This is a genomic window from Micromonospora peucetia (assembly GCF_900091625.1).
Taxonomy (GTDB): domain Bacteria; phylum Actinomycetota; class Actinomycetes; order Mycobacteriales; family Micromonosporaceae; genus Micromonospora; species Micromonospora peucetia.
The window spans coordinates 793,575-815,802 of record NZ_FMIC01000002.1; the positions used below are offsets into that span (position 1 = coordinate 793,575).

A 22,228-nucleotide genomic window follows, 5' to 3' on the forward strand; every position below is an offset into this window, starting at 1 on the left:
CGTGACGTGGTGAGGTCAGGTTCCGACCTCGATGAAGCGACGCCTGCCAGTCTCGCCCGGCACCTGTCATACCTGCTCGTCCGGCCAGTGGCGATACAACAACTGCCGTGTGGTCGTGGCGACAGCGTTCGGCAGCGGCCCACGAAGCAGGTCGGCCACGCAGTCGTTCCTCCCGCTCGGCGTCCTGACGATCAGAAGAACCGCCCCAACCGGCACCAGCCGGTCCGCACGCCGGTAGCCGGCCAACAGTCCACCCAGCCCTGACACCGGCCGCTCGTGCTCGGCGACAACGTCGCCGATCGGGCCACGGTCGACGTGTACCAGGAACCGCAGGCACCGCCCGTCCTGCAGCCATACGCCGTAACCGTCGGCCCGCAGTTGCGCCAGGTCGTGCTGGCGCAACCACGACGAGGTCTCCATCGTCGCCAGCCACTTGAACAGCTCGCACCGCCCCGGGTTGCGCCGCGACACCTCGACCAACGGCAGGAACAACAGGGCATCCGCCACACCAGAGGGCCGCTGACCCAACCGCAACGGAACCGGCCCGCCCCGACGCGTCAAGGCGCACCGGAGCACCTCCGTCCCCTCGGCCGTGACCCCGTACCACCAGGTATGGGTCCGGTCCTCCGCCAAGCGCTCGCGGCGCACCAGTCCCGCCTCGTGCAGCCACACCAGGTCCCGGTGAGCCGTCAGCCGCGACACCGCACAGACAAGCGCCGCGTCCAGCGTCGACGCGGAACCATGCTGCGCCAGGTACCACAGTGCCCGCCACCGCCGCGGGGACAACCGCCCGGCGCCTACCGCTACCGCTGCGCGGACCGTCATTGCCGGGGTCACCAGCAGACACTCTGGGACTGGGAGTTCGTGGCCCTACAACGTCGTCTGAACCAGCTCACCGACGCAGAGGCTGCGGAGCAGCTGAGAAACAAGTTCCTAATCCAGCTCTGCGCCGCTGACCGCGACGTCGCCTTCTACGTAGGCAACCAAGCGGCAAGGTCGCAGTCCTTCAGCATCGGCGGTGTCTACGCACCGAGACGGCCCACAGCCCGGTACCGGTTGCAGGTCAACCGATGATGTCGACCAGCACGTCGGCATGGCACGCATCCTCGACGCGGCACCAGCACGCCAACTGCTTCCCCGTGAGTTCCCGCCGCGCCCGGTGAACAAGGGCCGGCTGCCCCACAAGCCACTGCCGATAGAGGCGTAGCGCCTCCGCCCGATCGTGCTTTCGCAGGCTGAACGGATTGGCCCAGGGAGAACGCCGCAACCCGAACCCCTGCCGCCCCACATACACGGCGCCGGGCGGAACCACCGGGTGATAGAGGTCCCCCTGCACACGAACCCGCGGCTGTCCCCTCACGCCGCCAGCGTAATCGCCAATGATCGGCTGCGCGTGGATGCTCGAAGGAAGCGCGTGGGCGCCCGGACGGGCGGATGCGCCAATGCCCCGCAGACCCGATGCGGGCTGGTCACCTCAGAAATGACGATGAGCGCAGGCGTCCACGGAACAACGACATGTCCGAGCAATGCCAGCCCGGTCCAACGGCTCCCGAGCACCCACTGAGCGACCACCCACCACCGCCGGACACGAAAAAGGCTCCGACCCAGGGTTAAACCCCAGGTCAGAGCCTTTATTGCTGGTGCGCCGCCAGGGACTCGAACCCCGAACCCGCGGATTAAGAGTCCGCTGCTCTGCCAGTTGAGCTAGCGGCGCTCGTTGGCAACGGAGAGAACATTAGCACCCCTCCGAGCGGGGCTCCAATCCGATCCCCGCCTCACCCCTTCGGGCGAGCTTAACGGGCATCCGGGGGCAAAACCGCCGATCAAACGACGATGGGGGGCGGATAAGGGGCGACCATGCGGCACGATGGCGCCAGGTACGCGAGAACAGAGGTGGGGATGGGCATGTTCACGCGGGCCGGGGCGATGGTGGGCGCCCTCGGCCTGGTGGCGTCGCTGGCACTGACAGGCTGCGGCACCGAGCAGAAGAAAGAGGCGGAGTTCGTCGGCGGCACCGCGCCGGCCACGTCCGCCACTCCGGGTGCGACGGGCGAGCCCGGCACTCCGGCCGCGCCGAGCGGACCGCCGCTGACGGTGAGCCCGGCCGACGGGGGGAAGAACCGGCCGGTCAGCGCCGAGATCGGCGCCGAACTGCCGGGCGGGAAGGTGGCCAGCGTTACGCTGACCGCCGCCGGCGGCGGCCAGGTCGAGGGGCGCCTGCGGGCCGACGGCTCGTCCTGGGTGCCGTCGAAGCCGTTGAAGTACGGCACCCGTTACACGGCCACGGTCACCGCGACCGGTGCCGACGGGGCGACCAGTCAGGGCACGAGCACCTTCACGACGATGGCGAAGCCCAAGTCGGTGATCAGCTCCGGTCTCTATCTCTTCGACGACAAGACCTACGGCGTGGCGATGCCGGTGGTCACCGAGTTCCACCCGGGGATCCCGAAGAAGGATCGGGCCGCGGTGCAGAAGCGCATGTTCGTGCAGACCGATCCGCCGCAGCCGGGCGCCTGGCACTGGGTGGAGAACGGCACCCAGGCCTACTACCGCGCGCCGGAGTACTGGAAGCCCGGCACCACGCTCACCGTCCGGATCGCGCTGGCAGGCATCCCGTTGAGCAACGGCCGGTACGGCAACGTCGACCGTGCGGCGACCGCCAAGATCGGCCAGGCCTTCGAGATGAAGGTGGACAACGCCACCAAGCAGATGACGGTGTACGAGGACGGCCAGGTGGTCCGCACCCTGCCGGTGAGCCTGGGCAAGAAGAAGACCCCCTCGTCCAGCGGCACGATGGTGGTGATGGAGAAGAAGGAGTCCACGGTCTTCGACACCCGCGACGATCCGGACCCGGCGAACCGCTACGTGACGGACATCGACTTCGCCCAGCGGATCACCTGGGGCGGCGAGTACATCCACGCAGCCCCCTGGTCGGTGGCGCAGCAGGGCCGGGTGAACGTCTCGCACGGCTGCGTCAACGTCTCCATGGCGAACGCGAAGTGGTTGTTCGGGAAGACCAAGGTGGGTGACCCGATCACCGTCAAGGGCACCGAGCGCAAACTGGCGCCGGGCAACGGCTGGACGGCGTGGAGCCTGAGCTGGTCCGAGTTCGTCAAGGGCAGCGCCGTGCCGGTCCCCGAGGCCGGCGAGGGGTCGGCCTTCTGAGGCGCGCCCACCGAGGATCCGGCGACCGGCCCGCGCCTGCGGGCCGGTCGCCGCCTTCGTGGGTGGGTGAGCCCTGGAAAACCCCGGATTTTATCAGCATCCGGACATCTCTCCTGGCGTGTTTCGGTTCACCTTGCGGAACGGGTACCTGCCCCCGTGCGTCAGTGAGGGACGATGGGCAACCGGGGACCACGACTGTGAGGGAATCATGCGAGCTGTCCAGGACCAGCTGATCCGGCCCGGAGGCGACCGGCGGGGTGGGCGACGCCGCGGGTTCGCGGCGGCGGTGCTCGCCGTGACGCTCGTGCTGGCCTCCGCCTGCACCGACGGCGGCGGGGGCAAGCCCTCGGGCTGGCAGAAGGGCGGTGACCAGCCTCCCGCGCCGAAGGCGGCGGCCACCATCGTCGAGCCCAGGGCCGACGCGAAGGACGTGCCCGCGTCGACCGGCATCACCTTCACCGCCACTGAGGCCAGGCAGACCGCCGTCGAGCTGAAGGACTCCGCCGGCGCGCCCGTCGAGGGCGAGTTGGCCGCCGACGGGAAGAGCTGGCTGCCCACCGGCGCGCTGAAGTACGCCGAGACGTACACCGCGACGGTGACCGCGACCGGCGACGACGACCGGCCGGCCACGGCGACCAGCACGTTCACCACCATGGCGAAGCCCGGCAAGCAGGTCCGGGTCAGCAGCTTCCTGGGCGACGACCAGGTCGTCGGCGTCGGCATGCCGCTGATCGTCAAGTTCAGCCGGGCCATCCCGGAGGACCACCGCGACGACGTGCAGAGCCGGATGACGGTCACCTCCTCACCGGCGCAGGAGGGCATCTGGCACTGGGTCAGCCCGACCGAGATCCGCTACCGCCCGAAGCAGTTCTGGCAGGCGAACAGCACGGTCTCCTACCGGATCCAGGCCGGCGGCCTGCCGCTGGGCGACGGCTGGTACGGCCGGGCGGACCTCAACGTCGGCATCAAGGTCGGCCCGGCGGTGGTCATGACGGTGGACAACAAGACCAAGCGGATGACCGTCACGAAGGACGGCTCTGTGATCAAGACCATTCCGGTCAGCCTCGGCAAGAAGAGCACCCCGTCCTCCAGCGGCACCATGGTGGTCATCGAGAAGCTGCGCAAGACGGTCTTCGACACGTTCGAGGAACTGGGCCCGGAGGAGGGCTACCGCACGAAGATCGACTATGCCCAGCGGCTGACCTGGGGCGGCGAGTTCATCCACGCCGCGCCCTGGTCGGAGGGACAGCAGGGCCGGGTGAACGTCTCGCACGGCTGCGTGAACGTCTCGATGGCCAACGGCGCCTGGCTGTTCACCAACACCCGCGTCGGCGACCCGATCACCGTCAAGGGCACCGAACGGAAGCTCCAGAACGGCAACGGCTGGACCGACTGGAACATGAGCTGGGAGCAGTACGTGAAGGGCAGCGCCCTGCCGTACGAGCCGCCGGCCGAGACCGCCCCGGAGGGGACCGCCGAGCCCACGGTCACCCCGACCAACTGAGCCCGGAACGTCGAAGGCCCCCTCCGCGAGGAGGGGGCCTTCGGTCAACGGGTGACTGATGGGAATTGAACCCACGACAACCGGGACCACAACCCGGTGCTCTGCCAACTGAGCTACAGCCACCATGCCTTCCGCGCCCGGTCAATCGCCCCGGGCCGGGTGCGGATCAATAATAGCCCCATCCCCGCCCGCCGCGTCCAGCGGGTTCCGCCGGCGGCTCTACAGCTCGGCGGCGATCGCCTTGGCGGTTTCGACGTCCGGCCCGGGCAGGGGCACGAAGAGGGTCCGCCGGTAGTACTCCAGCTCCCGGATGCTCTCCCGGATGTCGGCGAGGGCCCGGTGGGCCAGCCCCTTCTGGGGCTGGCCGAAGTACACCCGCGGATACCAGCGGCGGCACAGCTCCTTGATCGACGAGACGTCGATCATCCGGTAGTGCAGGTGCGCGTCGAGGCGGGGCATGTCCCGGGTGATGAAGCCCCGGTCGGTGGCGATCGAGTTGCCGCACAGCGGGGCCGTGCGCGGGTCCTTCACGTGGCTGGCCACGTAGTCCAGGACCATCGCCTCGGCCTCGGCGAGGGTCACCGTCGAGCGCCGGACCTCCTCGGTCAGCCCCGACTTGGCGTGCATCGTCGCCACGATCTCCGGCATCGCCCCCAGCGCCGCCTCGTCGGCGTGGATCACCACGTCGACGCCGTTCCCGAGCACGTTTAGGTCTGGATCGGTGACGAGCGCGGCAACCTCGATCAGCTTGTCCCTGCCGAGGTCCAACCCGGTCATCTCACAGTCGATCCAGACGAGAAGATCAGCCACCGGGACAGCCTACGCGCAGCACATCCGGCCGCGCGCCCGCGCACTGAGGCGCGAGGTGACCGCTAGGGTTTCCCCCGTGCCAGCCGAACCCGCCGCGCCGCCTGCCGTCACCGACGACGACTCCGGCGGCCGTACGGTCCGTCGGCTCGTCGCCGTGCTGGCGCTGACCGCAATGCTGCCGGCTCTCTACCTGCCCGGCCTGGTGCACGACTTCTTCGACCTGAAGATCTACATGCGGGCGATGGACTGGTGGGCGGCCGGCAACCCGCTCTACGACTACGTGCAGCCCGACCGGGTGCAGGGCGAGCTCTACTTCACCTACCCGCCGTTCAGCGCGCTGCTGCTGCGCCCGTTCGCGCTGCTGCCGCTGGGTGCCACGGTGACGATCTTCACAGTCCTGACGGGACTGGCGGTGGTGGTGACCACCCGCTGGCTGCTCGCGCCCGTGATCGCCCGGCACGGCCTGCCCCGGGTGTTCACCATCGCCGTGGCGGTCCTGCTGGTGCTCGCAGTCGAGAGCACCCGCGAGACGATCACCTTCGGCCAGATCAACATGCTGCTGGTCGTGCTGATCCTGGCGGACCTGCTCTTCGCCGTACCCCGGGGAAGCCGGTGGGCCGGCGTGGGCGTCGGGCTGGCGACGGCGCTCAAGCTCTTCCCGGGCATCTTCATCGTCTACCTGCTGGTCACCCGCCGATGGCGGGCGGCGGTGGCGGCGAGTGTGACGGCCGCCGTCGCGACCCTGCTCGCCGCGGCGGTCGCGCCGCGCGACTCGTGGCGGTTCTGGACCCATGAGCTGTGGGCGACCGACCGGGTCGGCCGCACCGACTACACCGGCAACCAGTCGCTGTTCGGCCTGCTCAGCCGCATCACCGCGCCGGAGAAGCCGAACCAACTGGGCTGGCTGCTGCTGGTCGCTGTCGTCGCCGGGTACGGGCTGTGGCGTGCCGCGCGGGCCGCCCGCGCGGGGGACGTGCTCACCGGCCTCACCCTCACCGGGCTGGTTGGCGCGCTGGTCAGCCCCATCACCTGGACCCACCACATCTACTGGTTCATCCCGGCGGTGGTGGTGCTGGCGGACGCGGCGCTGAGCACCGACGCCACGACCGGCGCGGGCGCCCGTCGGCAGCGTCGGCTGGCAGCGTTCGCCGTCGGCACGTCCGCCCTGATCGTGTACGGGGTGGTGACCTTCCACGACTGGGGGATCGCCCCGGTGCGGACGGACTCGCCGGCCGAGTTCCTGATCCGCAACACGTACGTGCTGCTGAGCCTGTTGTTGCTGGTGACCCTGCCGATCCGGCCGGCCGGTAGCAAGTCGCGCCAAAAGGACACTCTTCCCGATAGCCCCCTTCACCGCTAATCTGGTCGTAACTACCTCAGACGTCTCAGGTAGCACCGATCCCCCGGTGAGGGCGGCCCTCCGCGTCGGCAGCGCGGAGGGCCGTTCGCCGTCCAGGCCCCCACCTCAGGGCTCCGGGCTCCCTTCCCTCGGGCTCCGGTCGCCGTTTCCGTGACCCGGACGGCGCCCTACCTCTTTGGCGCCGGGCTGGTGGGAACCCGCAGGCGGGCGGTTCAGCGCGAGTCGTCGGTCGACGGCTCACCTGCGTCGGGCGTGGCGGGGCGGAGGCGACCCCGCGTGGCGACCGGGTCGGCAGTCTCCTCGGAAACGACGGGCGGCCAGGCCAGGGTGAGGTTCACGTCGGGTGGCCGCAGCGCCGGGTCGCTTCCGGCGAGGTCGGCGAGCGTCGCGGGGCGGCGGGCGGGCACCGGCCCGATCGCCGGCCGGGATCCCGTGGCGGCGGCGCCGACCGAGGCGAGCTGCCGCCCGGCGACGCGGGACCGGTCACTGTCCCGGGTCGGCTGCGCGCCGAGGCCACTGAGCGAGGTCACCCCGAGGCGGCCGGCGAGCACCGGAACCTGGTCCGGCTCGACCACGAAGACCACCTCGCGGGGGCGCACCGGGCGCAGCAGGAGCAGGGCCAACGCCACCGTCAGCACCCCGCCGGCCAGCAGCCCGGCGGTTGCCGGGGCGGTCCAGCCGGCACGCAGCCCCGCCCGCAGCTCCAGGCTCAGGTCGGCCCGCCCGTCGGGGCGCAGCACCACCAGGCTCAGCCGCCGGTCGGCCAGCTCCGCCGGGGACCACTCCAGGGCGCCGATCCCCTCGCGTACCCAGAAGGGCTGGCCGATCGGCGCGGCGGGCGGCGCGAGGCCGGCGGACGGCCCGGCACCGGCGGGCGGCGCGAGACCGGCGGGCTCCAGCCGGACCGGCAGCGGACCCCGGGCCAGCGCCACCCGGCGCACCTCGGCGTACGGGACCGGGTCGAGCCAGCGCCGCACCTCGTCGGCGGGGGCCAGCCCGACGAAGGCCGGGCCGTCGGGCGTGCGGGCCTCCAGCCGGAGCCGGGCCTGCCCGGAGCGGGCGAACGGCGCCTCGGCCCGCAGCAGCTCGTCGACGTCCCGGACGACCACCGCGTGACCCGAGGTCCGCACGGTCTCGAACCGGGCGCTGAAGGCGCCACCCGGGTCGGCCTGCCGGGCGAGCAGCGCGAGCCCTCCGCCGGCGAGCAGCGCCGTGATCCCGACCGTCAGCAGCAGCATTGCGGCGAGCATCCGCACGAACCGCATTCGCCTCGTCCCCCTCCGTAGCCAGATACCCGGCAGACCTTACCGACGTGGGACGACTGATCAGCGGATATCCACGGTACGGGCCCGGAATGCAGCCGGCCCGTCGGATCGTCCGACGGGCCGGCGAGCGGTACGGGTCACGCCTGCGACGTCGGCGCCCGCCGCGTACGCGCGAACGCGAGCCCGCCGAGCAGCAGGCCGCCCACGCCGGCTACCAGGCCGGCCACCGCGAGCCCGGTTGCCACGCCATCGCTGTCGGCGTCGTCATCGTCGGCGGCGGCCGGCGGCGCGGCGGAGCCGGTGGGTGCGGCCGACGGCGCGGCCGCCGTGAGGGTGAGCACCGGGGCGGGGTTCTCCGGCTCCTCGCCGCCCGGGGTCGGCGCCTCGATCCACCGCTGCACGTTGCCGTCGGAGTAGGTCTGCAACGTCTTGAAGACCATCGTCTCCACCTGCGGCAGCGGTCCCATCGAGACCGGGAACTCCTGGAACTGGCCGGGCTTGACCGCCGCGTCCCCGGCGGCCGTCCAGGTGATCTTGGAAACGGCCTCGCTGATCTGGCTGCCGTGCACCTCGACCGGCGGGTCCACCTTGCGCTTCTCCACCGCCACCGTCCAGCCGGGCACCGGCATGGTCGACACGGAGCCGACGGGCGCGTTCTCCGGCAGCACCACCTCCAGCTTCGTGGTGGAGGCCGCGTCGCTCTCGTTCGGCACCCGGAACGCGAACCGGCCGTAGCCGCCCTGGGTCGCTTCCTGCGGGTTGACCGTGACGTGGGCCGAGGCGGGCGCCGCGAAGCCGAGGACGGCAGTGGCGACGGCGCCGAGCGCCAGGGCGGCGGCGACGCCTGCGGTACGCCGGTGACGGATCATGGTCCGAGCCTTCCTGTTACCTGATCGGCACGGTGGCGGTCACCGTGGCCTGGTCGATGTCTGACGTGCGGACGGTGATGCGCAACTGCCACTCCCCCACCGCCGGAAAGTTGATCTCTCCGGTGGCGTGGTTGTCGGTCAGCGGCAGCAACGGGACCTGGATCGGTTCGATCCCCGCCGTCGGCAGGGCGGCCGTGGCCCGCCACTCCACCACCGGCTGGGGCCGGTTGTCCTTCGTGTACGCGTAGAAGTGCACGGTGTTGTTGCCCCGCTCGGCCGGGTCCAGCTCGATCTGAAGCGAGTAGTTCGGGCTGGACAGCGTCGTGGAGAAATAGCCACCCGTCGAGCCGGTCACGTCGGCGCCGGCGGTGCGGGCCGGGGTGGTCTGCACCAGGACGGTGGACAGGCCAAGGACCACCGCGGTGATCGCCAGCTCCGCCCAGACCGCCCGCCGCATCGACGTCGGCCGGCCGGCCGCGGTGCGCCGGCGCACCAACTGCCGGGAGTACGCGGCCACCACGATCACCAGCACGAAGAGCCCGATCTTGCCCAGCACCAGCCGCCCGTAGGTGGTGTTGACCAGCGCGCCCGGGGAGGCCACCTCGATCAACGCCTGGACGGTGCCGGCGAGCAGCAACGCCGAGACGGCCAGCGCCGCCCAGCGCGACCAGATCGGCAGGATCGCGCCCAGCTCCCGCTCGTCGGCCCGGGGCAACAGGAAGGCGGCGAGCATCACCAGCCCGCCCAGCCAGACCGCCATGCTGCCCAGGTGCACGGCGTCGACGACGACGGAGACCGCGGGGGCGGGCGAGGCCGCCGGGTGCCCGGCCAGCGGCCAGGTCACCAGCGCCGCCGCCCCGAGCACACCCAGGATGACCAGGTCACTCCGCTCGACCGGCCCCGCCATCAGGGGCCGGAGCAGGAACGCCGCCGCAGCCAACAGGCCCAGCCGGACCAGGTGCGCGGCGCCGAAGGAGCTGCCCAGGACGTCGTTCAGCCCCTCGCCCGTCACGTCGAACACCCCGCCGCCGGCGGTGTAGGGCACCTGGAGCAGGACGTTCGCCACGGTGGAGGCTGCCAGCAGGCCGAGCCCCACCCAGGCCAGCCGGGCCGGGCCCCGCCGGGGCAGCCGTCGGGGCCAGAGCACGGCCAGCACCAGCGCCGAACCGACGAGCAGCAGCAGGCCGGTGTAGCCGGCGTACTTGGCGACCTTGACGGCGTTGCTGACGACCGGGTCGGCCCGGCTGTCGTTCCCGCTGTCCACCGGGGGCGTCGAGGGCGCGCCGACGGAGTAGGTGAACGCCCCCGAGACGGGGTGGCTGTCGGCGGAGATCACCCGGTAGCTGACCAGGTAGGTGCCGCGCTCCCCGGCCGGGTCGACCGGGACGGTGACCACGGTGTCCTCGAAGGTGGGCTCGCCCCGGTCCGCGCGGGAGCCGTCCGGCGCGATCACCCGGATCTTGCCCGGCACCTTGCGTACGGACTCGCTGAACGTCAGCACGACCTCCGCCGGCCCGTCCGACACCACCGCCGAGGCGATCGGGCTGCTGCTGACCAGCACCGCGTGGGCACTGGCGGGGCCGGCCGGGGCGATCAGCAGGGCGACGACGGTGACCAGCAGGCCGGCGGCGGCCAGCAGCCGGGCGGTCCAGCGACGGTTGGCGACACTCATGCCGGCAATGCTCTCGAACATGACCGGTCCCGCGCGACTCCGGCCATGCCCGACCCTGCCGGAACCCGTTTGCCCGGCGCCACTCCGACCGTGCCCGACCCTGCCGGAACCCGTCCGCCCGGTTTCACCGGCGCGACGTCAGCCATGACGGGGCAGGAGTGCGGTCGACGGTCGGTGGCCCGGCTCGTCGCTGACCCGTCCCAACGCCCACAGCAGCCCCGCCTGCACCACGGCGGCCAGGTGGCCGACCTCGTGCACCAGCGCGGTCGTCGAGTTGGCGATGTCCACCACGCTGGTGCCGGCCAGGCAGACCGCCAGCACCAACGCCACCGGAACGAACGCCCGGGCCCGCTCGGGCCGCCACGCGGCCAGCGCGAAGCCGACGGCCAGCGCCACGTCGAAGGAGGCCATCTCGCGGCTGGTGTGCGGGTCGACGGTCACGCCCAGCCCGGCGAGCAGCATCGGCAGGGCGATCGACAGTTGGGCGACCGCGGCCACCGCGACCGCCACCCGCAGCACCTGGCGGCGGGCCGCCCGGGCCGCCGCCCGCGTGCGCCCGGCCGCCACCGGATCGGCAGCGACCGCCGCCAGCACCGACGCGGTCAGGTCCGGCACCGCCACCGCCTGCACCCGGGCCAGCCGGGTCACCTGCTCGGCCCGGGCCAGCCAGGCACGGCAGCCGGGGCAGCCTTCCGCGTGCGCGTCCAGCACCGCCGGCGCCGCCAGCGGATCCTCGCCGTCCAGCCGCGCCGACAGCGCCGCACGTACGTCGTCGCATGTCATGAGGGGGTAGTCGTCCGGCGCGCGGGAATAGTTCCCGAGGTGGCGCAGGCCATGGAAGGGCCGAAGGACCCTCCCCCGGCCGGCCCCGCCGCGTACCCTGAACTGTCGTGATCCCCGCCCCACGCGAGACCCCCGCCGCCGGTCCGACCGCCGCCGCGCGGGAGTCGGCGACCGAGTGGGCGCTGGCCGCCCGCGACGGGGATCCCGTCGCCCAGGCCGCGTTCGTCCGGCTGACCCAGGCCGAGGTGTGGCGCTTCACCGCCGCACTGGTCGACCCGGACAGCGCCGACGACCTGACCCAGGAGACCTACCTGCGGGCGTTCCGGGCGCTGCCGGCGTTCGAAGGGCGTTCCAGTGCGCGCACCTGGCTGCTGGGCATCGCCCGCCGGGCCTGCGCCGACCACCTGCGCACGGTCGTCCGTCGCCGCCGGCTCGGCGAGCGGCTCACCGCCAACGCCTGGACCGACCAGCCCCACCCGGACCCCGTCGGCCAGTTCAGCGCCGCCGACCTGGTCCGCCGGTTGCCCGCCGAGCGGCGCGCGGCGTTCGTGCTCACCCAACTACTCGGCCTGTCGTACGCCGAGGCCGCCGCCGTGGAGGGGGTGCCGGTGGGCACCATCCGTTCCCGGGTGGCCCGGGCCCGCAACGACCTCGTCGAGGCGGTCGGCGACGCCCTCGCCGGATGACCGGGAACTTCCGCCGGGGAGGGGACGACCAATGATCGTGACCGCACCGCGCACCGGCGCCGCCCGCTGGCCGGCCGTCCGTCCCTGGCTCGGCGTCGCCGTCCGGCTGGGCCTGGCCGCCGTATGGCTGTTCGCCGGCGGCAGCAAGGTCGGTGACCTGGCCGCCTCCGGCCGCGCCGTCAACGCATACCAGGTCATGTCGTACGACCTCGCGATGGTGATCGGCGCGGCGTTGCCCTTCGTCGAGTTGGCGCTGGGCCTGCTGCTGCTCCTCGGGCTGGCCACCCGACTCTCCGCCGGGGTTTCTGTGGCGCTGCTGGTGGTCTTCGTCGTCGGCATCGTCTCCGCCTGGACCCGGGGCCTGGCCATCGACTGCGGCTGCTTCGGCACCGGCGGGGAGCTCGCCGAGGGCCAGTCCCCGAGCTACCTCCCGGAGATCCTCCGGGACCTGGGATTCCTGGCGATGGCCGGGTTCCTGCTGATCTGGCCCCGCACCCCCGTCTCGGTGGACGGCTGGCTGACGGGGAACGCATTTGTGGAGGACGAGGATGAGTAGTCGCAAGGGGCGCAAGGACACTGCCCGGATGGTCCGCGAGCAGTTGGCCCGGGAGCAACGGCGCAAGCGGACGCTCTGGATCTCCGTGGGCGCCGTCGCCGTCCTGGTGATCGCCGGCCTCATCGGCTGGAGCGTCTACTCCAGCCAGCGCTCCGACGACTTCACCCCGCCGACCGGCTCGAACGAGGCCGGCACCGGGGTCGTCGCCGGCTCGGGTCCGGTCACGGTGGACATCTACGAGGACTTCCTCTGCCCGGCCTGCAAGCAGTTCAAGCAGACCAGCGGCCCGACCATCGACCAGCTCATCAGCGAGGGCAAGGTCCGGGTCGTCTACCACCCGGTGGCGTACCTGAACCGCTTCTCCACCACCCAGTACTCGACCCGTTCCTCGGCCGCCTCCGGCTGCGCGGCGGAGGGCGGTCGCTACCGGGAATACGCCAAGGCGCTGTTCGAGCAGCAGCCGCCGGAGGGCGGGGCGGGGCTCAACGACGAGAAGCTGGTCGACATCGCGGCAGGCGCCGGCCTCGACCGGGACGGGTTCGCCTCCTGCCTGCGGGAGGGCACCTTCAAGCCGTGGACCGAGCACGTGACGGAGGAGGCCAGCAAGGCCAACATCTCCGGCACCCCGACCATCCTGGTCGACGGCAAGGAGGTCGCCGACCGCAGCCCGGAGGGGATCAAGGCGGCGGTGGAGGCGGCCGGCAGGTGATCCGCCACCTGGTGACCCGCGCCGGTCTGGTGCTCGTCGGCGCGCTGACCGCAACGGTCGCGTTCGGCGGGCCGGCCGCCGCACACGGCGCCGACGCCCCCGACGGCACCGACTACCGCACCGAGGTGAGCGCCGTCACCCCGGCCCGCCCCGGCCTGAGCGTACGGGTCGTCGAGGCGGGCGCGCGGCTGGAGCTGACCAACACCGGCGACCACGCCGTCGAGGTGCTCGGCTACTCGGGCGAGCCCTACCTGCGGGTCGGCCCCGACGGCGTGTACGAGAACGTCCGCTCCCCCGCGACATACCTGAACCGGACCATCGCCGGAGACACCCGGCTACCGGCCGAGGCGAACCCGGCCGCCGCCCCGGACTGGCGACGGGTCGACGACTCCACCACGGTGCGCTGGCACGACCAGCGGGCGCTCTGGCGGGAGTCGGCACCACCGCCACAGGTGCGAGCCGCCCCCGACCGGGAGCACCGGGTACGGGACTGGACAGTGCCGTTGCGCGCCGGCACCGAGGCGGCGGAGATCCGCGGCACCCTCGACTGGGTGCCGCCACCCGACGCGTACGTCTGGTGGGTGGTCACCACGGTCGGGCTGCTCGCCGTGGGGGCGCTCGGGCTGTTGCCGGCGCGGTCCGGGCCGGGCGTGCGGGCGCTGGCCGGGCTCGGCGGGCTGCTGGTGCTCGGCGGGGTGGCCGCCGTGGTGTTCACCGTGGGCCGGGAGCTGGACGCCGGCGCACGGGGCGTCGGCGGGGTGCTGACCGGTCTGCTGGGCGGGCAGGTCTGGGCGCTGCTGACCGGGCTCGGCGCCATCGCCGCCGGAGTCCTCGCGCTGGCCCGCCGGCCGGCCGCCGACTTCGCGCTGGCGCTGGCCGGGGCCTGCCTGGCACTCTTCGCCGGGGTGGCCAACGCCGCAGTCTTCGCCCGCGCCATCGCCCCCGTGCCCTGGCCGGCGACGACGGCCCGGCTTCTGATCGCCCTGATCCTCGTCGCCGGCGCTGGCGCCACCGCAGCCGGCGCCCTCCGCCTCCACGCCACCTCCCGTTCCCCCACCCCCACCAACCCTTAACCCCGCCCCCAGGCCCGCCCACCCCGCCCACCCCGCCCCGCGCCTGGTGCTCCGTGTCCCGTGCTCTCCGTGCCCGTGCCCGTGCCCCGTGCCCCGTGCTCTCCGTGCCCGCGCTCCGCGCTCCGCGCTCCGCGCCCGCGATCTTGCACTTTCGGCCCTCGATGTGGGCAATGTGCGGCTTTTGTCGGGGCAGAAAGTGCAAGATCGCCGCGTCGGAGAGGGCCGAGGGACGGGGAGGCGGGGCGGGGCGGAGAGGGTGGGGAGGGCGGGACGGGGTGGAGAGGGCGGGGTGGGGGTGGGTCAGTGGGGGGTGGGGGTGAAGCCTTGGGGGAGTTCGAGGCGGTGGCGGGCGAGGAGGTCGGCGTCCGCCAGGAGGTCGGCGGTGGGTGCGTCGGCGACGACGCGGCCGGCGTCCAGGATGACCGAGCGGTCGCAGAGCTCCATGGCGTACGGCAGGTCGTGGGTGACCATCAGCAGCGTCACCGGCAGGGCGCGCAGGATCCCGGCCAGCTCGCGGCGGGCCGCCGGGTCCAGGTTGGACGACGGTTCGTCGAGGACCAGGATCTCCGGGTGCATGGCGAGCACGGTGGCCACCGCGACCCGGCGCCGTTGCCCGAAGGAGAGGTGGTGCGGCGTGCGGTCCCGGTGCTCGCCCATGCCGACGGCGGCGAGTGCCTCGTCCACCCGGGCGGACAACTCCGCCCCGCGCAGGCCCAGGTTGGCCGGCCCGAACGCCACGTCCTCGGCGACCGTGGGCAGGAAGAGCTGGTCGTCCGGGTCCTGGAAGACGATGCCCACCCGGCGGCGTACCTCGGCGAGGGTGGCCCGGTCCTGACTGACGGTCAGCCCGCCGACGCTCACGCTCCCCTCGGCCGGGGTGAGGATGCCGTTGAGGTGCAGCACCAGCGTGGTCTTCCCGGCGCCGTTGGGCCCGAGCAGCGCCACCCGGTCCCCGCGCGACACGGTCAGGTCAACCCCGTGCAGGGCGACGTGCCCGTCCGGGTACGCGTACCGGACGCCACGGACGTCCAGGGAGAGGGCGGTCTGCACGGCTCCGATCATGTCAGCACGACGGCCGTGGCGGCGACGGTGGCCGCCAGGACCGGCACGGTGGCCGCCACCAGCCACTGCCCGGCCGTCGCCGCGCCGGCACCCTGCCAGACCGCCGGCATCCGCCCGGTGTAGCCACGCGACAGCATCGCCAGGTAGACCCGTTCGCCGCGCTCGAACGCGCGCAGGAAGAGCGCGCCGACGCCGGCCGCGAAGCCGCGCAACTGCCACAGGAAGCGCGGGTCGTCGCCCCGGGACACCCGCGCCACCCGCATCCGACGGGCCTCGCCGACCAGCACGTCGAGGTAGCGCAGCATGAACGTGGCGATCTGGGTGAGGATCTGCGGGCAGCGCAGCCGGTCCAGGCCGACGATCAGGTCCCGGGTGGTCGTCGTCGCGGCGAGCAGCAGCGAGGCGAGCACGCCCAGCGTGCCCTTGGCGACGATGTTCCACGCTCCGAGGAGCCCGTCGGACGACAGGTGCAGGCCGAGCACGTCGACCCGCTCACCGGCGCCGAGGAACGGCAGCGCGACGGCGAAAAGCACGAACGGCAGCTCGATCAGCGACCGGCCGAGCAGCCACCCGGGCCCCACCCGGGCCAGCGCCGCAACCACCACGACCAGCAGGGCGTACGCGCCGAAGGCCCAGAATGCCTCGCGCGGCGTGGCGACCACGGCGAGGGTGAAGACCACCATCGCTGCGATCTTGACCTCGGGCGGGAGCCGGTGCACCGGTGACGTGGCGTCCCGGTACAGCACGTGCGCGTGCCCGGCGCCCATCCGTCGCTACTCCCGGACCGACGCGCCGGCGGGGGCACGCTCCCGGCCGGCAGCGCCCTCCTCCCGGGGGCCACGGCGACGGACCAGCCAGAAGGCCCCGCCGGCGACTGCGAAGGTGAGCAGCACGCCGACCACACCGGACAGTCCGGTGGAGAGGAACTCGTTGTCGATCCCCGCCACGCCGTAGTCGGCCAGTGGCCCGCCGACCTCGTGGTCCTTCTCCCGCTGCGCGGGGCAGCTGCCGCCGGTGATGTTGTCGTCGGCGTCGAAGGTGCAGCCCTCGCGCAACGACGAGTCCAGCCCGTCCGGGTGGGAGGAGGCGAAGCTGCTCACCACCCCGGCGAGGAGCAGGGCCACCAGCAGCCCGCCGACGACGAAACCCCAGAGACGCTTCCTCACCGGACACCTCCGACAGCCGGGACGGCGGGCGCGGACGCCGGGCGCAATCCGCGCAGCGCGTAGACGAGATCGGGCCGGACCTTGGCGACGGTGACCACCGTGGTCGCGGTGATCAGGCCCTCGCCGATGCCGATCAGCAGGTGTGCGCCGGCCATCGTGCCGGCCAGCCCGCCCAGGTTGCCGCCCAGGTCGGTGGTGCCGCCGAGCCAGTACTGGAACACGAAGCCCATCGACGCGACCACCACGCTGACCAGCGCGGAGACGAAGGCGGTCACACCGAGGCCGGCCGGGGTGCGGGGCAGCACGCGCAGCAGCAGCGCGATCAGCAGGTATGCCGCGGCGGTGCCGATCACCGCCATGTTGGTGATGCTGAGCCCGAGCATCGCCACGCCGCCGTCGCCGAAGACCAGCGCCTGCACGACCAGCACCACGGTCACGCAGAGCGCGCCGACCCACGGGCCGACCAGCATCGCGGCGAGCGCCCCGCCGAGCAGGTGGCCGCTGACGCCGGCGGTGAAGATCGGAAAGTTGAGCATCTGCACGGCGAAGATGAAGGCGGCGACGAGCCCGGCCATCGGGGCCAACCGGTCGTCCAGGTCACGCCTGCCGCGCAGGACGCAGAACGTCATCGCGATCAGCGCCACCGCCGCGAACACCGCCGCGACGGGACCGTCGATGATCCCGTTCGAGATGTGCATAGCCAGGGTTTCCACGTGACCTCCCACGCGTCGGCGGGCCCGTCCAGTCCGTTGACGTCAGCCTATTTCTTGGGCCTGGCTGTTGCCAATACCTGGCAACAGGACAGTTCCCGATCACGAATCCACCGCCGTGCCCCCGGCACCGGGCCCTCTGCCGGGGCAGGACGCGGCAGATGACGGCGGCGCGCAAGGCCATCTGGCAGACCTGTGGCGCCGGTTCGAGTACACCGCCGGCACGCCGACCGCCCCACACTCACCCGACCACCCCGGCTCTCGACGCCAAGCGCGGCTGCCGCGGGTGCGATGACCTGATGCGGCCCGGGGCGGCGCGACGCCGCGGGCGGGGCGCTATCCGAGCCATTGTCTGACCCGTGCCCCATCGGGTGTGCTGTCTGGTGCGCTGTCGAGCGCCCGCACAGATGGGGCAGGGCCGGTTGCACCGCCCGGCGGCGCTGGTCCCATGGGCGGGGCAGCTCGACAGCGTACCGACGAGCCTTCGGTGGCTGGGGCCGGACATGCGCACGCCCAGCGGGCCGCCCGGCAGTAGGCGGCGGCCGAGCCGGCGTGCCGTCCGGGGGCGGCCGGGGCCGGCGGTAGGGTCGGGCCATGACCGCGCCCGACCGCCTCTCCCCCGGTGACCCCGCGCCGGAGTTCAGCCTCGCCACCGACACCGGCGACACGCTCTCGTTGACCGACCTGCGTGGCCGCAAGGTCGTGCTGTACGCCTACCCGGCGGCCATGACGCCCGGCTGCACCAAGCAGGCCTGCGACTTCCGCGACTCGCTCGCCTCCCTCCAGGCGGCGGGCTACGAGGTCGTCGGCATCTCGCCGGACAAGCCGGAGAAGCTGGCGAAGTTCCGCGAACGCGACGCCATCACCTTCCCGCTGGTCGCCGACACCGACCGGTCCGTGCTGGCCGCGTACGGGGCGTACGGCGAGAAGCAGTCGTACGGCAGGACGGTGACCGGCGTGATCCGCTCGACCTTCGTGATCGATGAGGACGGCAGGATCGAGCGGGCGCTCTACAACGTGAAGGCCACCGGACACGTCGCCAAGCTGCGCCGGGACCTCGGGCTGGACTGAGGTCGCCGCGCACCCGACGGCCAACTGGTGACAGGGCCCACCACCGGTGCGGCGCGACACTCTAGACTCAGCGGGTCGGCGGGAGTGGCGTAATGGCAGCCGCGGTAGGTTTAGGTCCTATTGTCCGAAAGGACGTGGGGGTTCGAATCCCCCCTCCCGCACCGAGCGCCCTGTCGCACGCGTCACGATCGCGGGTCGCGATGGGCCCACCCGGTCAGGATTGCCGGGTGACCCTGCGCTTCGTCCTCGATCCCGAGCTGCCCCCCGAGTTGCGGGAACGGATCGTCGCCCTCTGGGTCGACGTCACCAACGCCGGCGGGGCGGTCGGCTTCGTACCGCCGGTCACTGCCGCCGACGTCCGGCACACGGCGGACCCGACCTTCGCCGGCATCGCCGAGGGCCCCGACCGCCTCCTTCTGGGCTACGCGGGCGAGCGGCTCGTCGCCGCGCTGATCTTCTGCGACAACCGGTTCGACCTGAAGGCGCACTGGTGCGTCCTGAAGCGGGTGATGGTCCACCCGGACACCCAGGGTCACGGACACGGTGCCGCGCTGATGCGTGAGGCCGAACGCCTCGGCCGTGAGATGGGGTGGGAGGCGCTGCACGTGACCGTCCGGGACGGGCAGGGGCTGGACCGGTTCTACCGGCGGCTCGGCTACCGGGAGGTCGGCCGGCTGCCCGGAGCGCTGCGGGTCGCCCCCGGCGACCACCGCGACGAGGTCCTCATGTGGCTGGACCTCACGGCCCTGCCGCCGCCCGCGGGCTGAGTCGGCGGAGCGTCGCCCCGCCGGTCAGCCCTCGACCGTCAGCTCATCGCCGACGGTGACGCTCCCCGTCGCCGTGGGGACGAGGTGCAGCCCGAAGGGGAGCTTCTGCCTGACGTTGCGGTACCGGCCGAGGGTGCGCAGCGGCTCCTTCCCGCGTACCCCCGTCTCCTGATCGGTGGTGGTCACCACACAGCGGTCGCACGGCCCGGCGGCGCGGAAGCGAACGCCGCCGACGCGCAGCGGGCGGCCGACCCAGTCGTCCTCGGCCCAGGCCGGAGCACCCTCCAGCACCAGGTTGGGGCGGAACCGCGCCATCGGCACGGGCTCCTCGCCGGCCTCGGCGAGCCAACCGTTGAGCGCGTCGAGCGAGGCGGTGGTGGCCAGCAGCAGCGGGTAGGCGTCGGCGAAGCTGACCTGTTCGCCGGTGTCGTGCTCCCGGTCGCCCGACGGGATGTGCCGGGTCGGTCGCGCGAGCCAGACCAGCCGGGCGGCGCGACCCAGGAACCCGCTGACCCAGGCGTCGGCCGCCGGTCCGCCGGGAAGCGCGGGGACCGGCACCTTCCGGTTACGGAAGGTCCGCACCGCGACCGGCTCGCCGCCGGCCGGCTCGGGCACGTCCAGGTCGGCGTGCCCCTCGGCGCGCAGCAGCAGCCCGCCGTCGTGGGGCGCGGCGTCAAGGGCGACCAGGCGCGTCGTCTCCCGCTGGGTGACGCCGACGCCGTCGTCGCCGACGATCATCCAGCGCCGGTCGCCGGCCAGGCCCCACGGCTCGACGCACGCCACGTCGTGGTCGCGCCGGCGACAACCCTTGACGGGGTACGTGTGGATCGCGCTCAACCGCATGCGGTCACCCTGCCACGGCCTGCCGTCGACCGGCGCCCCGCTCAACACGGGAAAGCTCTCACGGAAACGTGTTCACCAGGCCACACCGATGCCGTCCCCCGGGTACCAGTGGTTGGCGGGGGTCTCCCGGTAGGCGAGGAACCGCCGATCGGTGCGCTCGGCGTGCTCGGCGAGGACGTTGGTGGCGGTGACGTTGTCGGTGAGCAGGAGCGCGCCGGGGGCGAGCCGGCCCTCGACGGCCTCGAACTCGCGCTTCTCGTGGGCCCGGCTGTGGTCGCTGTCGTGCAGGAAGAGGTCGACCGGCCGGTCCAATGCGGCGATGGCGGCGATGGAGTCGCCGATGACCAGGTCCACCACCTCGGACCAGGGCGCGGTGCGGGCGAGGTAGCCGGCCTCGGGGTTGATGTCCAGCGAGGTGACCCGGCCCGGATGCCCGTCTGCGGCGTTGCGCAGCAGCGCGGCGGCGAGCACGCAGGTGCCGAGCCCCTTGTCGACACCCGTCTCGACCACGTGCGTCGGCTTCGTGGCCCGCACGACGGCGTACCAGCCGATCCGGCGGGCGTAGCGGACGTGCCTGTCGGCCAGGCCCCGGCGGGCGGCGTTGGCGGTGGCGGATTCGATGTGCCGCCGCAGCACGTCGTCGGACTCGATCTCGGCGAAGTACGCGCGGACCTGCGCGACGGGCACCTCGCAGACCACGCTGACGAACCAGGCGAGGTGGTGCCGGCTCAGCGTGGTCAGCTCGTACGTGTAGTTGTGATGCTCCCGCGAGGTGACCAGCCAGCGGGCCGAGGTGCGCAGCACCTTGGCGTCGTGGCGGGCGACGCGGGCCAGGCGCTTGGGGAAGGCCGCTACCGGGGCGAGGGGGGTGCGGGCGATGGCCCGCCGGAGCTTCGTTGCGTCCACGCAAGGGTTTCTACCAGCCAGAAGCGGGCAGGTGAAGTGGAAGTTCATCCAGCGGTTTCACTCGGGCGAAACCGCGGTGCGGATCGGAACGAGCGGTGCGTCACCGACAGCCGGACGAGGGTACACGGGCGAGCGGACGGATCAGTAGCATCGCCGCCATGCCAACTCCACAATCCGCCGAGCCGGAGCCGACAACCGACAGCCCCGTGCCCCAGGAGCAGGAATCCGCCGGGAAGCCGCGCCGACGATGGCGACGGATCGTCCTGGTGAGCCTGCTGGTGGTGGCGCTGATCGGGGTGGGCGGCGTGGTGGCCGGTGGCCTCTACCTGCGGTCGGTGGAGTCGGACATCGAACGGGTCGACGCCTTCACGGACGTGCCGGAGGAGTCCCGCCCACAGGCCGTGACCAAGGGCGCGATGAACATCCTGATCCTGGGCAGCGACACCCGCGACCCGGAGAGCACGTCGGGTTCGCGTACCGACACGATCATCCTGGCCCACCTGCCGAAGGACCGGTCCAGCGCCCAGTTCATCTCGATCCCACGGGACACCTGGGTCCCCGTGCCCCGGTCCCGGGACGGCAACCACGGCGGCCGGGACGCCAAGGTCAACGCGGCCTACGCGTGGGGCGGCGTGCCGCTGATGGTGCAGACCGTGGAGAAGTTCACCGGGGTCCGTGTCGACCACGTGGCGATGGTCGACTTCGCCGGGTTCAAGGAGATCATCGACGCGCTGGGCGGGGTCCAGATCACCTCGGAGAAGAACTTCACCTCCATCCACCCGCCGTTCCGGACCTTCACCCAGGGCCCGCAGAGAATGGACGGGGAGGCCGCGCTCGACTACGCCCGCCAGCGCAAGCAGTTCGCGGACGGGGACTTCGCCCGGATCCGCCACCAGCAGCAGGTGATCAGGGCGATCCTGGACAAGGTCTCGTCGGGCGGCATCCTGACCAGCCCGGGGAAGCTGAACTCCTTCCTCCAGGCCACCTCGGACTCCGTCTCGGTGGACAAGAGCCTGTCCCTGTTGGACATGGGCACCGAGCTGCGCGGCCTGCGCAGCGGGAACCTCTCCTTCCTGACCAGCCCGACGAAGGGCACCGGGCGGGTCGGCACCGAGAGCGTCGTCTTCGCCGACGCCGGCCGGGTGAAGTCGTTCTACGACTCCGTCCGCCGGGACGCGGTCGACGAGATCATCAGCGGGGGCAAGAGGTAGCGCGGGCACCGGACGGGCTGCCGCCCGTCCGGTGCCCGTC

At 72.5% G+C, this 22,228-nt stretch carries 23 protein-coding genes, 3 tRNA genes and 2 pseudogenes; 12 read left to right on the plus strand and 16 right to left on the minus strand.

The window, feature by feature from the left end; all coding sequences use genetic code 11:
• Positions 1-66: 66 nt before the first annotated feature.
• Positions 67-492, minus strand: a complete 426-nt coding sequence (locus GA0070608_RS33255) for a hypothetical protein (protein WP_245715681.1) — start codon at positions 490-492, stop codon at positions 67-69.
• A gap of 204 nt (positions 493-696) precedes the next feature.
• Positions 697-825 (minus strand): annotated as a pseudogene (locus GA0070608_RS34255) (hypothetical protein); the annotation flags it as partial.
• Between GA0070608_RS34255 and GA0070608_RS34125 the strand changes: the two are divergent.
• A pseudogene (locus GA0070608_RS34125) lies at positions 793-1,074 on the plus strand (hypothetical protein); the annotation flags it as partial. The pseudogenes GA0070608_RS34255 and GA0070608_RS34125 overlap by 33 nt on opposite strands.
• Here the strand turns inward: GA0070608_RS34125 and GA0070608_RS03785 are convergent.
• The gene (locus tag GA0070608_RS03785; RefSeq protein WP_245715682.1) at positions 1,064-1,360 is read right to left on the minus strand and encodes a DUF4326 domain-containing protein; all 297 of its coding nucleotides are present in this window, start codon (positions 1,358-1,360) and stop codon (positions 1,064-1,066) included. The pseudogene GA0070608_RS34125 and the gene GA0070608_RS03785 sit on opposite strands and share 11 nt — an antisense overlap.
• A gap of 278 nt (positions 1,361-1,638) precedes the next feature.
• Positions 1,639-1,714 (minus strand) — tRNA-Lys (locus GA0070608_RS03790).
• A gap of 185 nt (positions 1,715-1,899) precedes the next feature.
• Here GA0070608_RS03790 and GA0070608_RS03795 point away from each other — a divergent pair.
• Positions 1,900-3,165 carry a L,D-transpeptidase gene (locus GA0070608_RS03795; RefSeq protein WP_091621728.1) on the plus strand — a complete coding sequence of 422 codons (1,266 nt, stop codon included), beginning with the start codon at positions 1,900-1,902 and terminating at the stop codon, positions 3,163-3,165.
• A gap of 208 nt (positions 3,166-3,373) precedes the next feature.
• The gene (locus GA0070608_RS03800; protein ID WP_091621731.1) at positions 3,374-4,669 is read left to right on the plus strand and encodes a L,D-transpeptidase; all 1,296 of its coding nucleotides are present in this window, start codon (positions 3,374-3,376) and stop codon (positions 4,667-4,669) included.
• Between the two features lie 50 nt (positions 4,670-4,719).
• Here GA0070608_RS03800 and GA0070608_RS03805 read toward each other — a convergent pair.
• Positions 4,720-4,792 (minus strand) — tRNA-His (locus GA0070608_RS03805).
• A 96-nt stretch (positions 4,793-4,888) separates the two neighbouring features.
• Positions 4,889-5,479 carry an oligoribonuclease gene (gene orn, locus GA0070608_RS03810; protein ID WP_091621734.1) on the minus strand — a complete coding sequence of 197 codons (591 nt, stop codon included), beginning with the start codon at positions 5,477-5,479 and terminating at the stop codon, positions 4,889-4,891.
• 76 nt (positions 5,480-5,555) lie between these two features.
• On the opposite strand from orn, the gene GA0070608_RS03815 reads away from it, so the two are divergent.
• Positions 5,556-6,839 (plus strand): glycosyltransferase family 87 protein, encoded by a 1,284-nt coding sequence (locus GA0070608_RS03815; protein ID WP_091621737.1) that lies wholly within the window; start codon positions 5,556-5,558, stop codon positions 6,837-6,839.
• 212 nt (positions 6,840-7,051) lie between these two features.
• Here the strand turns inward: GA0070608_RS03815 and GA0070608_RS34260 are convergent, their stop codons facing one another.
• From GA0070608_RS34260 to GA0070608_RS03835, 4 genes are all read right to left on the minus strand, one after another.
• The gene (locus GA0070608_RS34260) at positions 7,052-8,104 is read right to left on the minus strand and encodes a hypothetical protein (RefSeq protein WP_411970771.1); all 1,053 of its coding nucleotides are present in this window, start codon (positions 8,102-8,104) and stop codon (positions 7,052-7,054) included.
• A 137-nt stretch (positions 8,105-8,241) separates the two neighbouring features.
• Positions 8,242-8,973: a YcnI family copper-binding membrane protein gene (locus GA0070608_RS03825; protein WP_091621740.1), complete on the minus strand. Its 732-nt coding sequence runs from the start codon at positions 8,971-8,973 to the stop codon at positions 8,242-8,244.
• 16 nt (positions 8,974-8,989) lie between these two features.
• The gene (locus GA0070608_RS03830; RefSeq protein ID WP_176733931.1) at positions 8,990-10,654 is read right to left on the minus strand and encodes a copper resistance CopC/CopD family protein; all 1,665 of its coding nucleotides are present in this window, start codon (positions 10,652-10,654) and stop codon (positions 8,990-8,992) included.
• Between the two features lie 129 nt (positions 10,655-10,783).
• Positions 10,784-11,428 carry a zf-HC2 domain-containing protein gene (locus GA0070608_RS03835; protein WP_091621746.1) on the minus strand — a complete coding sequence of 215 codons (645 nt, stop codon included), beginning with the start codon at positions 11,426-11,428 and terminating at the stop codon, positions 10,784-10,786.
• 107 nt (positions 11,429-11,535) lie between these two features.
• Between GA0070608_RS03835 and GA0070608_RS03840 the strand changes: the two genes are divergently transcribed.
• The 4 genes from GA0070608_RS03840 to GA0070608_RS03855 are packed head-to-tail and all read left to right on the plus strand — an operon-like array spanning position 11,536 to position 14,452.
• A complete protein-coding gene (locus GA0070608_RS03840) occupies positions 11,536-12,114 on the plus strand; it encodes a sigma-70 family RNA polymerase sigma factor (RefSeq protein ID WP_091621749.1) in 579 nt (192 codons plus the stop codon).
• 31 nt (positions 12,115-12,145) lie between these two features.
• A complete protein-coding gene (locus GA0070608_RS03845; protein ID WP_091621753.1) occupies positions 12,146-12,670 on the plus strand; it encodes a MauE/DoxX family redox-associated membrane protein in 525 nt (174 codons plus the stop codon).
• Positions 12,663-13,379: a DsbA family protein gene (locus tag GA0070608_RS03850; protein WP_091621755.1), complete on the plus strand. Its 717-nt coding sequence runs from the start codon at positions 12,663-12,665 to the stop codon at positions 13,377-13,379. Before GA0070608_RS03845 ends, GA0070608_RS03850 begins: the two co-directional genes overlap by 8 nt.
• Positions 13,376-14,452, plus strand: a complete 1,077-nt coding sequence (locus GA0070608_RS03855) for a hypothetical protein (RefSeq protein ID WP_176733636.1) — start codon at positions 13,376-13,378, stop codon at positions 14,450-14,452. Before GA0070608_RS03850 ends, GA0070608_RS03855 begins: the two co-directional genes overlap by 4 nt.
• Positions 14,453-14,752: 300 nt before the next feature.
• Here GA0070608_RS03855 and GA0070608_RS03860 read toward each other — a convergent pair whose 3' ends face one another.
• Genes GA0070608_RS03860 through GA0070608_RS03875 form a run of 4 tightly spaced genes read right to left on the minus strand, consistent with a single transcriptional unit; the run spans position 14,753 to position 17,393 of the window.
• Positions 14,753-15,514, minus strand: coding sequence for an energy-coupling factor ABC transporter ATP-binding protein (locus tag GA0070608_RS03860; protein WP_091621757.1), 762 nt, complete (start codon positions 15,512-15,514; stop codon positions 14,753-14,755).
• The gene (gene cbiQ, locus GA0070608_RS03865) at positions 15,511-16,281 is read right to left on the minus strand and encodes a cobalt ECF transporter T component CbiQ (protein WP_091621759.1); all 771 of its coding nucleotides are present in this window, start codon (positions 16,279-16,281) and stop codon (positions 15,511-15,513) included. Before cbiQ ends, GA0070608_RS03860 begins: the two co-directional genes overlap by 4 nt.
• Before the next feature lie 6 nt (positions 16,282-16,287).
• Positions 16,288-16,680 (minus strand): PDGLE domain-containing protein, encoded by a 393-nt coding sequence (locus GA0070608_RS03870; RefSeq protein ID WP_091621762.1) that lies wholly within the window; start codon positions 16,678-16,680, stop codon positions 16,288-16,290.
• Positions 16,677-17,393, minus strand: a complete 717-nt coding sequence (locus GA0070608_RS03875; RefSeq protein ID WP_091621764.1) for an energy-coupling factor ABC transporter permease — start codon at positions 17,391-17,393, stop codon at positions 16,677-16,679. Before GA0070608_RS03875 ends, GA0070608_RS03870 begins: the two co-directional genes overlap by 4 nt.
• 591 nt (positions 17,394-17,984) lie before the next feature.
• Here GA0070608_RS03875 and bcp point away from each other — a divergent pair.
• The 3 genes from bcp to GA0070608_RS03890 all read left to right on the plus strand — a co-directional run bounded on the left by bcp (position 17,985) and on the right by GA0070608_RS03890 (position 19,228).
• Positions 17,985-18,461 carry a thioredoxin-dependent thiol peroxidase gene (bcp, locus tag GA0070608_RS03880; protein ID WP_091621768.1) on the plus strand — a complete coding sequence of 159 codons (477 nt, stop codon included), beginning with the start codon at positions 17,985-17,987 and terminating at the stop codon, positions 18,459-18,461.
• 78 nt (positions 18,462-18,539) lie between these two features.
• A tRNA-Leu gene (locus GA0070608_RS03885) sits at positions 18,540-18,622 on the plus strand.
• Between the two features lie 66 nt (positions 18,623-18,688).
• Positions 18,689-19,228 carry a GNAT family N-acetyltransferase gene (locus tag GA0070608_RS03890; protein ID WP_091621769.1) on the plus strand — a complete coding sequence of 180 codons (540 nt, stop codon included), beginning with the start codon at positions 18,689-18,691 and terminating at the stop codon, positions 19,226-19,228.
• Between the two features lie 24 nt (positions 19,229-19,252).
• Here GA0070608_RS03890 and GA0070608_RS03895 read toward each other — a convergent pair whose 3' ends face one another.
• Together GA0070608_RS03895 and GA0070608_RS03900 are read right to left on the minus strand one after the other, a co-directional pair.
• Entirely contained in the window at positions 19,253-20,071 is an 819-nt protein-coding gene (locus GA0070608_RS03895; RefSeq protein WP_091634219.1) for an MOSC domain-containing protein, read from the minus strand.
• Positions 20,072-20,143: 72 nt separating this feature from the next.
• Positions 20,144-20,977, minus strand: a complete 834-nt coding sequence (locus GA0070608_RS03900) for a class I SAM-dependent methyltransferase (protein WP_091621772.1) — start codon at positions 20,975-20,977, stop codon at positions 20,144-20,146.
• A gap of 158 nt (positions 20,978-21,135) precedes the next feature.
• Here GA0070608_RS03900 and GA0070608_RS03905 point away from each other — a divergent pair, with 158 nt between their 5' ends.
• The gene (locus GA0070608_RS03905; RefSeq protein ID WP_091621774.1) at positions 21,136-22,188 is read left to right on the plus strand and encodes an LCP family protein; all 1,053 of its coding nucleotides are present in this window, start codon (positions 21,136-21,138) and stop codon (positions 22,186-22,188) included.
• The last annotated feature ends 40 nt before the right edge of the window (positions 22,189-22,228 follow it).

Excerpts from the sequence above, each read along its gene's own strand:
- GA0070608_RS03795 (WP_091621728.1), top strand. The coding sequence starts at position 1,900 with ATGGGCATGTTCACGCGGGCCGGGGCGATGGTGGGCGCCCTCGGCCTG.
- GA0070608_RS03800 (WP_091621731.1), top strand. The coding sequence starts at position 3,374 with ATGCGAGCTGTCCAGGACCAGCTGATCCGGCCCGGAGGCGACCGGCGG.
- GA0070608_RS34260 (WP_411970771.1), bottom strand. The coding sequence starts at position 8,104 with ATGCGGTTCGTGCGGATGCTCGCCGCAATGCTGCTGCTGACGGTCGGG.
- GA0070608_RS03825 (WP_091621740.1), bottom strand. The coding sequence starts at position 8,973 with ATGATCCGTCACCGGCGTACCGCAGGCGTCGCCGCCGCCCTGGCGCTC.
- GA0070608_RS03835 (WP_091621746.1), bottom strand. The coding sequence starts at position 11,428 with ATGACATGCGACGACGTACGTGCGGCGCTGTCGGCGCGGCTGGACGGC.
- GA0070608_RS03845 (WP_091621753.1), top strand. The coding sequence starts at position 12,146 with ATGATCGTGACCGCACCGCGCACCGGCGCCGCCCGCTGGCCGGCCGTC.
- GA0070608_RS03850 (WP_091621755.1), top strand. The coding sequence starts at position 12,663 with ATGAGTAGTCGCAAGGGGCGCAAGGACACTGCCCGGATGGTCCGCGAG.
- GA0070608_RS03860 (WP_091621757.1), bottom strand. The coding sequence starts at position 15,514 with ATGATCGGAGCCGTGCAGACCGCCCTCTCCCTGGACGTCCGTGGCGTC.
- cbiQ (WP_091621759.1), bottom strand. The coding sequence starts at position 16,281 with ATGGGCGCCGGGCACGCGCACGTGCTGTACCGGGACGCCACGTCACCG.
- bcp (WP_091621768.1), top strand. The coding sequence starts at position 17,985 with ATGACCGCGCCCGACCGCCTCTCCCCCGGTGACCCCGCGCCGGAGTTC.
- GA0070608_RS03895 (WP_091634219.1), bottom strand. The coding sequence starts at position 20,071 with ATGCGGTTGAGCGCGATCCACACGTACCCCGTCAAGGGTTGTCGCCGG.
- GA0070608_RS03905 (WP_091621774.1), top strand. The coding sequence starts at position 21,136 with ATGCCAACTCCACAATCCGCCGAGCCGGAGCCGACAACCGACAGCCCC.